General features: G+C 41.3%; 10 protein-coding genes. 9 read left to right on the plus strand and 1 reads right to left on the minus strand.

The features are described 5' to 3' along the window. Positions 1-116: 116 nt before the first annotated feature. From QQK89_RS09425 to QQK89_RS09445, 5 genes are all read left to right on the plus strand, one after another. The gene (locus QQK89_RS09425; protein ID WP_284238288.1) at positions 117-1,028 is read left to right on the plus strand and encodes a DMT family transporter; all 912 of its coding nucleotides are present in this window, start codon (positions 117-119) and stop codon (positions 1,026-1,028) included. A gap of 288 nt (positions 1,029-1,316) precedes the next feature. Continuing rightward, a complete protein-coding gene (locus QQK89_RS09430; protein WP_284238289.1) occupies positions 1,317-1,631 on the plus strand; it encodes an NUDIX domain-containing protein in 315 nt (104 codons plus the stop codon). A 71-nt stretch (positions 1,632-1,702) separates the two neighbouring features. Beyond that, complete coding sequence (locus QQK89_RS09435; RefSeq protein WP_284238290.1) at positions 1,703-2,149, plus strand: GNAT family N-acetyltransferase; 447 nt, start codon at positions 1,703-1,705, stop codon at positions 2,147-2,149. Positions 2,150-2,973: 824 nt separating this feature from the next. Further along, positions 2,974-3,408, plus strand: coding sequence for a hypothetical protein (locus QQK89_RS09440; RefSeq protein ID WP_284238291.1), 435 nt, complete (start codon positions 2,974-2,976; stop codon positions 3,406-3,408). Between the two features lie 69 nt (positions 3,409-3,477). Next, positions 3,478-3,837, plus strand: a complete 360-nt coding sequence (locus tag QQK89_RS09445) for a hypothetical protein (protein ID WP_284238292.1) — start codon at positions 3,478-3,480, stop codon at positions 3,835-3,837. Positions 3,838-3,993: 156 nt separating this feature from the next. Here QQK89_RS09445 and QQK89_RS09450 read toward each other — a convergent pair whose 3' ends face one another. Then, positions 3,994-5,193, minus strand: a complete 1,200-nt coding sequence (locus QQK89_RS09450; protein ID WP_284238293.1) for an RNA polymerase sigma factor — start codon at positions 5,191-5,193, stop codon at positions 3,994-3,996. A gap of 351 nt (positions 5,194-5,544) precedes the next feature. Between QQK89_RS09450 and QQK89_RS09455 the strand changes: the two genes are divergently transcribed. The 4 genes from QQK89_RS09455 (at position 5,545) to glgP (ending at position 10,242) form a co-directional block, all read left to right on the plus strand. After that, positions 5,545-5,787 (plus strand): hypothetical protein, encoded by a 243-nt coding sequence (locus tag QQK89_RS09455; RefSeq protein WP_284238294.1) that lies wholly within the window; start codon positions 5,545-5,547, stop codon positions 5,785-5,787. Positions 5,788-5,815: 28 nt separating this feature from the next. After that, complete coding sequence (gene dnaN / locus QQK89_RS09460) at positions 5,816-6,940, plus strand: DNA polymerase III subunit beta (RefSeq protein ID WP_284238295.1); 1,125 nt, start codon at positions 5,816-5,818, stop codon at positions 6,938-6,940. A 196-nt stretch (positions 6,941-7,136) separates the two neighbouring features. Next, a complete protein-coding gene (locus QQK89_RS09465) occupies positions 7,137-7,658 on the plus strand; it encodes a CbrC family protein (protein ID WP_284238296.1) in 522 nt (173 codons plus the stop codon). 439 nt (positions 7,659-8,097) lie between these two features. Then, the gene (glgP, locus tag QQK89_RS09470; protein ID WP_284238297.1) at positions 8,098-10,242 is read left to right on the plus strand and encodes an alpha-glucan family phosphorylase; all 2,145 of its coding nucleotides are present in this window, start codon (positions 8,098-8,100) and stop codon (positions 10,240-10,242) included. The last annotated feature ends 85 nt before the right edge of the window (positions 10,243-10,327 follow it).

Below are 10,327 nucleotides of genomic sequence, written 5' to 3' on the forward strand. Positions count from 1 at the left end.
TAAATGAAGGATATTATTGCACAAAATAATTTCGTACGATGATATTATTATATCCGGCTAAGGCTAACCCTTACAATTCCTGTGCACAGGCAATTGTTTATTCGCGTGGAGGAACAATGCTTAAATTAACGAAAACGTCATTACCCACCCATCCATTTCTATTGTTGTTGATCAGTATATTGTCCGTGTCTATTTCATCGATCCTTATCAAATTCTCGGATACGCCTACCTCTGTGGCTGGCATGTACCGGTTGTTTATTTCCGTTATCCTCATGTTGCCTTTTGTTCCGTGGAAGCGGCTTCGCCTCATAAGGTTGAACAGAAAAGAGTGGAGCATCGCCCTGTTAGCGGGCATTTTGTTAGGTTTGCATTTTCTATGCTGGATGGAATCGCTCGCCTACACCTCGGTCGCAAGCTCCATGGTCATTCTTGCGCTACAGCCGCTTTTTGTCCTGATTGGCGCCTACTTCTTATTTAAGGAAAAGGTCAACCTCGTCACGATTGTCTGCTTGGCCGCGGCTCTTGGCGGTTCGATCCTTATTGCTTGGGGGGATATAGGCGTATCGAGGGAGGCGTTAATCGGAGACGGCTTATCGCTGCTTGGCACGTTTTTTGTATCGGCCTATATGCTCTCCGGGCAAAAAATAAGCAGCAAAATCGACGCGAACGTATATAGCGTTATCGTGTTTTTCATCGGCGGAGTCGTGTTGCTGAGCTACAATTTGCTGAGTGGCTTCTCGTTAACGGAATATTCGTCATCCGATTGGACTTACTTCTTGCTGCTTGCGATCATCCCGACGATTTTTGGGCAGTTTTTGTTTAACGTGTTGTTAAAAACAATCGGAGCAACAACAGTGTCGGTGGGGATTATCGGCGAGCCCGTTCTGGCTATACTTCTCGCGTATCTTTTGCTGGGAGAAACGATTTCTTCCTTCCAGCTTATCGGCGGGATGATCACTTTATCCGGCATGGGCATGTATTTCTGGTCTAAATCTTTGATAGCTGGACGGAAAGTGGAGAGCCACTGAATGCCTGGTGACAAGAACATAGTAACATTGTAAGCCGCATAAATTGCGGCTTTTTATTTTATGTTATCAATTTCTTGTCACAATGAAATGACAAGGACTTTCCCGATAAGATCCTCCATTACGCCAGCTGCAGATTACAAAATCAGCGACAGTGTTTATTAAGCTGGCGGAGAACGATAGCTCAATCATGACACGACGGCAGCCGGCCTCAGAACGATCGGCTGCCATCGTTACGCTAATGGGTAGGTTGCTTCCAATATGTGTTAAAATCATGAGGACTAAAAAGGAGTGATATGCTTGGCTTTTAATGATACTTTTAGGTTTGGAGCCCATGCAATAATACTTAATTCCAATGGACAGGTTCTTCAATTAAAGAGGACATATGGAGATAAGGGGTGGAGTTTCCCTGGTGGTAGTGTTGAGCCTGGCGAAACCATTCATCAGGCATTATATCGAGAATGTCGTGAAGAACTTGGAACAGAAGTAAGGGATGTACACTCCGAATTTAGGTGGCTGCATTTATCAGAATTAAGTGAGATTCATCTAATAAGGGTCTTAGATGCCTTAGAGTTTAAGGGTCAAGTTACGAGTCGAGCATTCTGATACACTTGTTCAATTGAACTATCGAAGAACTATAGTACATACAACACACTTTGTTGAGAGGGGACGATTTCATGTATTTCAGAAATCTTGTTCAGGAAGATTTAGAACGATGTATATCGTTATTTATTGAAGTCTTTAACCAGCCTCCCTGGAATAATAAATGGACATACGAAGTCGCCAAACAATTGTTCTTAGACTTCTGGGAAACACCAGGTTTTCGAGGGTTTGTGGCGATTGACGAAGCTAACGAAAACTCAATTGTTGCAACGCTGATAGGGAAAGAAAAGCAATGGTGGAGAGGTAAGGAATATTTAATCGAAGAATTCTTTGTTAAATCTGAGTTGCAGGGACGTGGTGTTGGCTCGAAATTGCTCGAGTTTATTTATTCGGATATTAAACCTTTAGGCATAGACAATGTAATTTTACTTACAAATACGTTTGCACCTGCGTACAATTTCTATTTGAAAAGAGAATTCAAAGAGAATCAAACATTAAGACTGTTGTACAAAAATATTTGATTTTTCGTTAAGGTTATTCCACTACCATGAAAGAACGAACTAACTTTAATGCTCTGTGGTGCAAATATCAGATGCATGGATGGCTAACGGGAGACATTAGTTCAACATACAATGCGGCAGGCGGCCATAAATTAGCTGCCGTTGTGTTTATTTGAATGACAGAATTATTTTAACAGTGGCGCAACGTTACAATATATTAAATATCGTCCATATCAAGTGATTTGGGAAGATAAGGAGTCTATTATGGCGGTCACAATCATTATTTTAAGTGTATTTTATTCTTTGGAGTAAAGCACATACTTTACCGAATATCAGGCGGTGATTATGCAACACTGGTAAGCTGGTCAATTAAATGCTCCACCTTCTTTTTACTACTTAGCTCTATCGCTACTATGTATGATGATTATCAAAAGAATAAATCGCTTGATATTTTGATTGGATTGGTTAGTGGCAATACGACTGAATTTTTTCGAGAATATTTATTTGTAGCGATCAATTTGTTTTTCATAAGCATAGAAATCATTACAAAATGGATAGGGAAATGGTGGCGAGGCACCTACAATTTGACTCTACAGAAAAATGATAAACGCATGATGGCTTACACGATTATCCTCGTTATCAATCCGATCTTGAACATTTATTATATTGGTTTAGTGATATTGAAACTTTGGAATACTCCATAAATCATCACGCTAACGAGGAACTTTAATTTAGAACCAGCCGGGAGCAGTTTCCGCCGTGGATGCTGCTCCTTCTGTCATTAAGTGATGAACAGGATAGTTAGAAAAAGCTTGCCGCAGCATCCAAAAAGGAGGAGTGATGTTTTGGAAAGCTGGAGATTCCAAACTACAAACGAATATATAGATTTTTTGGATTTTCATGATTGCATCGTAAGCAATATTAAAATTACGAGTGGTTTCATAACAGTTCAGTTTGAATTCATAAATGTTTCACCTGAGCACCCTCTGAATCCATTCGAAGTGGCAAAATCGACTGGGGTTTGTGAGTTAACTTTTCATGGAGTAACCCATTGTAAAGCCATACTGTTTAACGAAGAAAATGTTGAACAGCTTGTCCCTGCAGAAAACCTAATTGAAATGGAAGTTCTCAAATTTGATCAAAACATGGTTACTCTAGGATGTATCTTTCGAATATTTGGTACCGAATGGAGATCGCAAAAATTCTGTGAATGGAATATACAAGCCCAAGGGTTTTCGGTTTGTTGGAACGATTTCAATGAAGATGCTTGGTACGTTTAGTATTAAGCTATCGGGGAACGATAGTGCAACGACATAGGTGGATTCCTGAATAGAAGTGAGGTGCTCGTAATGCCGTATAATCACGTACTACTAGAAGTTTATTGTTCATATGGAACTAATGATGAAGCAAATGAAATTGTACCGGAATTTTGCCCGAGCGTTACAGAACCTGGCTACCATTGTCTTGAGAATAACTGCAAACATTGCGGACATACCTACGCCGACTATGAAATTGCTTATGCAGACAAACAGGGTTTAGTACCTGACGCAGATTTTTGGATTGGTTTTGGTGGCAACATGCAGCCAGAGGTTTACGATGAAGAAAAAATAAAAAATCTAAAAGAACTCTGGAAAGAGATATGTAAACAAAAAATAAGTGAAGCATACGAAGAGTATATGAGTAAAAGTGGTAGGCTTAAAAATACTTGATTGAACTAACGAGGAACGAGTTCAAGACAACACGACGGCAGCTAATCACATGATGAGCTGCTGTTTTCTTAACTAAACGGTCAGGTTATCGTGGAGATTGTTATTGGAATGCTGAAGGCACCCGTTTGCTAAGTGGGTGCCTTTGTAATCAGAAAATCAAATCTTTAACTGTTTTTTTAAACTTGTTGCCCACTCTTCATGAAACTCCAAGGGAGGACAAGAAAAAACAACTTCAAAGTCATTTGGTGTTCTAATGATCTTATTTAGTCCTTCCGATCCGTACTTTTGTAGAATGAAATCACAAAGTAGGAAGGAGAATTGAAAGCCTTTCATTTTCTCAAAATCCCATGTATCATTCTGCAGCTCAGAAAAAGTAGGAATATCTCCTCGCTTAACTAACTCCGTAATTGATTCATTTATATAATCTCTTGTCATTAGTCCAGCTTCGTAGCCGCCTATCCCTTGATACAGCCATTTTGGTGCTGCTGGATTTATATCTTTAATTAACCACATTGTAAAGAGATGAACTGTCGACTTTAGAATTGATTGGTAAGTGTGCTCTGGTCCTGGGTTTAAGGGGGATGTGATTTTAATCGTATCCGCTTCAATCATGCCCATAAACCAGTCTGGAGCATCAGGTTCGTCTACTGCTTGGTGAAAAAAGCTAATATCTGGATAAATTTCGATGGTTAGTTTTTTTGAAGGATGGTGCTTTAACTTTATACAAATATGATCAACGTTAACCCTTAGATGTTCGATAATATCTTGGTAAATCTTTTTATCTGGTGTGGTCGTATTGGTTGTACCGACATCTTTACTCACAATAGATATAGAATCTAAGATAGACATAATTTTTTGAGCCTCCCAATTATCAAGTTCGTTCCTTAACTTCTTTAATGCCCTATATAGTCGATTTTTTACTGTACTTATCTGTATATCTACAAGCTCGGATATTTCTTTAAATGTACAACCTACATCATAATGAAGCGATATTATTTCGCGGTCCAGTTGGCTAAGTTTTAGCAACGCCTTAGTTACGTCGATGCGGAGTTCAACATTTTTAGTGAATTCAACGGTAATAAAATGGTTTTCCATATCCAACATATCCACCGAGGTCTCTAAGATTCTCTCCCTTTTTCTAAACTCATTTTTTAATACGTTGTAAGCTATATTGCTTATCCAAGTGAATACACTTGAATCTCCTCGAAATGTGTGCCAGTTTTCTAATGCCTTAACAAATGCTAACTGCGTTGCATCCTCTGCTGTCTGGTGATCAACCTTCAGTGAGAGGAACCGCAGAACTTTTTTATAATATTTCTCGAAGATTTTATCAAATTCGTCGTTGGGCCCAGACACATGTGAACCTCCTTTGTTCTCACATATGATTAGACACCAGAAAGTCGTAAATGGCCACATCAATGAACAAAAGTGTAAAAATATTTTTGTACGTTTATTTGATGATAGAACTAACGAGGAACATTTGTTAAAAATGAAAACCGGCAGCGGATCTCAGATCCGGTGCCGGTTTTATTGAATGGGCACAATATACAACAAAAATTCAAAGGTGGCACAGGATGTGTTCATTGACTTGATAGCCCCTTTAAGATTGACTAACATCATGCAATTAAAAATATTGTAAGAATTCTCTCTAGGTGATAAAATATATTCGACATCGGATTGATTTAAGTTACCAATTTCAAATTTGGAGTGGAGAAATTGAACAACGATAGTATTAAGGTTGGTATCTCTAATAAGGAAGGCCAGTTAGGGTTTGTATTTACAAAAGGTGGTCATCGAGAAGGTTCCGGAAGAAAGAGTATAGGTGTGACTAAGAAAGTATCATTAACCCTAACAGAGGAAACATGGGACAAAATTGAATCTTATTGTGTAGAAAATAAACAATCTCGCTCAGAAGTTATTCGCAACATTCTTGAGGCATTCTATTCCTAATAATCTAATTTGAGGTTAGGTGAGGTCTTTGCTGGTTCAGATAAGAAAAGATACTCTTATAAATGCTGTACAACATGTATTAAGAGCTGTAGCAGTAAATAGTCCAATACCTATATTACAAGGAATAGATATTCATGCAGGTACCGATGGAATCATTTTGACTGCAAGTAATATAAGTATGACTATACAATATAAAATTCCTCAAGATAATGTTTCTACAACTGTTCAAAGAGCAGGGGCTGTAGTTATACCAGCACGTTATTTTTATGATGTTATTCGTAAACTTAATAATGAAGTAGTTGTACTTGAGCTTAAAGATAAATTGGTTCTTACAGTTATGTCAGGTGGTTCTCGAGTTAGTCTATGTGGAATGGACTCAACTGAATTTCCGTCTCTAAATAATGAAGAGTTATATTCCAAAAGGATGCAAATTAACAATCTTATGTTTAGATCAGCAATAAAACAAGTAGCAATTGTAGCATCTACATCGGAGACTAGACCAGTTTTGACCGGAGTTTTCTTCGAATGCGATAATGATTCTCTAAATCTGATTGCTACCGACGGAATCCGCCTTGCCTACCAAAATTTACATAATAAGAATAGTTCGAATGACAATTTTAAGGCTATCATTCCAGCAAAAAATCTTTATGAAATATCAAAAATGTTAATTGATGATGATGTAACAACTGAAATAGAGGTGAGCGGCAACCGAATACAATTTAAAGCAAGCGGATTGAAAGTTCAATCAGCACTTATTGATGGTACTTTCCCATCCATTAAGAATGTGGTCCCAAAATCTTATCTTTGTGAAATCTTAGTAAATAGAATTGGCTTATTGCAAGCGGTTGAATGCGTAACTGTTTTGGCTAGTGAAAGCGTTATTAAGCTAGTAGCTGACCCAAATAAATTGAAACTATTATCCAGCACAGCTGAAGTTGGCGATATTGAAAATGAAGTGTCCCTAATGGAGATGCTTGGAGATGGATTTAATATATCTCTTAACGGTAAGTTTTTAATCGATATACTTCGTAATTGTGACTGTACGAGCCTAAGGTTAAAATATGCAGGGAAAAACAACCCCATTGCTGTACTCCCAAATGATTCAGGCATTTCTACATTGTTCTTGATTACTCCCATAAGGACACATACTTGATTGTTCGATTTGGTATTAGTATTTATTCTTAAGCGTTCATGATTGTCTGAAAACAATTCAAGTTGGTGAAACCACAAATATTGAACGATAGTTACTACACGGAAAATGATGATAATCTATTGCAAATTGGGAACGTTAGTTCAGCCACCGTCTCAAAGCGGTTGTACTCTCATAGTTAAAGGAATGAATAGCTTTAATGTTACCAGGATTTAAATACAACCCTAATGCCTTGTTATTAGGTGTAATTAAGAAAGAAACAACCATATGTCCTGTATGTAAGTTCAAACGTGAGTATAAGTATGATGGTCCATTTTACTCACTTGAAGATGTTGAAGGGATATGCCCTTGGTGCATATCAGATGGATCAGCTGCAAAAATGTATGATGGTGAATTTCAAGATCCAGCTAATTGTGATGAAGTGGAGAAGGAAAAATACATAGATGAACTGATGCATAGAACGCCAGGATATGTTAGTTGGCAACAGGAGTACTGGTTGAGTCATTGTGGAGATTTTTGTGCAATTGTACAATATGTTGGTTGGGAACAAATAAAACATTTAGAAGAAGAATTATCTGAAGATATTGCAAGTATTTGTACTGATTATGATCTGACTCAAGAAGAGTTTCAAAAATGCTTATTGAATGAAGGAAGCCTACAAGGTTACCTTTTCAAATGTGTTCGATGTGGAAAACATCGGTTGTATGTAGATTCAAATTAACATCATGTTGATGTCAAGAACGATGGGGCATTGAACTTACTGGGAACTATAGTTCAACAACTAAATCGAAAGGAAGCTCTGGTGTTCACCCAATTACCTGGTACAACCTTAATTCTTATCTCTACTTGGTTTAGAAAAAAACATTGATGATTTGCCATCAACCTATATTCAACTAACGAGGGACTGAAAGTTCAAGACAACAAAACAGCAGCTGCTGTTTTCAATTATAATAACCGGCTTAGTATGGATCGTGGGAATGTTACCAAGTTCTTGTCATCCGACACTGACGAGGACGCGTTTGCGTCCTTTTTTTGTTGGGCTTAAGTGAAACTACACAAAGTTATATAGACACGTGTACCGCACAACGGCATATAGTAGTAAGGCACCATGTTTTTGACGCGCTTTCATTAAGCAATCTAACGAAAAACGAGGTGGGATTATGCAAAAGATAGCTTATTTCTCTGCTGAGTTTGGACTTGATGAATCCTTGCCGATTTATTCGGGTGGACTTGGCATATTGGCTGGCGACCATGTTAAGGCGGCAGCAGATTTAAACATTCCGCTTACGGGCGTTGGCATATTGTACGGCAAAGGTTATTTCCAGCAACGGATTGACGATAGCGGATGGCAGCATCATCTGTACCCCGATATCAACCTTGCGGCGAGCGTGTATCCGGTTGAACTCGTACGGGATGGCTATGGTCAGCCTCTTCTTATTGAGATTCCCCTCGAGGGAAGAAAAGTGTTTGCGAAATCTTACGCTGTACAGGTAGGTTCAGTCACTCTGTATCTGCTCAACACCGACGTTGAATCAAACAGCGAAGCGGACCGCCGCTTGACCGATACGTTATATCCCGGCGCGCAGGATGTTCGGATTAGCCAGGAAATCCTGCTAGGCATCGGCGGTACGAGATTGCTTACGGCGCTTGGCATCAAGCCCGAAGTCTGGCATATGAATGAAGGGCATTGCGCGTTTCTGACACTGGAGCGAATCCGCATGTTGTCCGCTCAAGGCATACCTTTCGAGACGGCACTGGAAGTCGTTAAGGCAAGTACCGTATTCACAACGCATACGCCGGTTCCGGCCGGGCATGACGTCTTCTCCATCGGCATGATGGACCGTTACTTCGGAGACTATTACTGGCAGCTTGGAGTTGACCGGGATCGGGTATTGTCGCTTGGCTGCATCGACGGCGCGTTTAACATGACACGCCTTGCCGTCAGCACGTCCTCGAGAGTAAACGGGGTGAGCAAGCTGCATGGCGAGGTCACCAAAGAGCTGTTTCACCGGTGGATGCCGCATATTGCGATTCCGGACATTCCCGTCGATTCGGTCACGAACGGCATTCATACCGGAACATGGCTAGGCCACGGCTTGAAGGAACTGTTTGACTGTCACCTCCCGTCAGATTGGTACCTGCAAGCAGCAGACCCTGACGTATGGACGGCTGTTCGGGACATTCCGGACCATGAGCTGTGGGAGGAGCATAAGCGGGCCAAATCAAAGATGCTCCGGACTTTTGGTCTATCGCTCCCCGCCACGGATGAATTGCCGTTAATCATTGGTTTCGCCAGACGATTTGCAACGTATAAGCGGGCGCTACTTATCTTTAGCGATCCGGAACGGCTATCGCGCATCTTGAGCGCCGCGAATCGCCCGGTCGTTCTCGTGTTTGCCGGCAAAGCGCATCCCTCGGACGGACCAGGGCAGGACTTGATCCGCAAAATTGTGGAGTTGTCGCATGATGACAGGTTCAAGGGGCATGTTCATATTGTCGAGAACTATGCGATGGATAAGGCTAAGTTGCTCGTTCAAGGAGTAGACGTATGGCTCAATACGCCTCTTAAGCCCATGGAAGCAAGCGGAACAAGCGGGCAAAAGGCGGCGCTGAACGGCGTGCTGAACTGCAGTGTGCTGGATGGCTGGTGGGTCGAAGGTTACAACGGGCATAACGGCTGGGCGATTGAGAGCGCGGTCGATACGGATTCCGAGCTTCAGGCGAAGGAGGACACGGAAGAGCTGTACCGGCTGCTCGAGGAAGAGATTATTCCTTTGTTCTACAATCGAGTGGAAGGGAACGTCCCGGAAGGATGGGTCAACCTTATGAAGGAGTCGATCTGTTCGCTTGCCCCCGTCTACAACACCAATAGAATGGTGACCGATTATTGGAACAAAATGTATGTCCCTACAAGCGCAAGAGGGAAGCGGTTCGCCGCGGATCATTTCGAGGTAGCGTCCAGGGTTGCGGCCTACAAGCAATTCATTCGCAGCAACTGGTCGCGCGTAAAGATCAGCAAAGTGGATGTTCATAACAACAATAGCTTCCGAGCCGTCATACAACTAGGCGCCGTATGGCACCAAGACGTCCGGGTGGAGGCGGTTGGCTCCGATGGGCATCGCGGCATCTGGAAGGTTGTATTAGAGCCGGTACAGCAATTGGATAAAGGGCTTTATGTCTACGAAGGCGCTTCTTCAGACATCCCGGTACATGATATTTGGCAGGCTAACCCGAACGTGCGGGTTACACCGGTCAGCCCGGATTTCGCTAACGACCACGAAATGGAAATGGCGACTTGGGGGTAAAGATAGCGAGACGTTCCGGGAAATAAAAGAGAGGCAAAAGCAGGGCGGGACTGACCCCCATTTGTGAGACAGGGATCAAAACACC

The sequence above is a fragment of the Paenibacillus glycanilyticus genome, from assembly GCF_030161375.1.
Lineage (GTDB): Bacteria > Bacillota > Bacilli > Paenibacillales > Paenibacillaceae > Pristimantibacillus > Pristimantibacillus glycanilyticus_B.

Coding starts and splice junctions, on each gene's coding strand:
- QQK89_RS09425 (WP_284238288.1), top strand. CDS start 117: ATGCTTAAATTAACGAAAACGTCATTACCCACCCATCCATTTCTATTG.
- QQK89_RS09435 (WP_284238290.1), top strand. CDS start 1,703: ATGTATTTCAGAAATCTTGTTCAGGAAGATTTAGAACGATGTATATCG.
- QQK89_RS09445 (WP_284238292.1), top strand. CDS start 3,478: ATGCCGTATAATCACGTACTACTAGAAGTTTATTGTTCATATGGAACT.
- QQK89_RS09465 (WP_284238296.1), top strand. CDS start 7,137: ATGTTACCAGGATTTAAATACAACCCTAATGCCTTGTTATTAGGTGTA.
- glgP (WP_284238297.1), top strand. CDS start 8,098: ATGCAAAAGATAGCTTATTTCTCTGCTGAGTTTGGACTTGATGAATCC.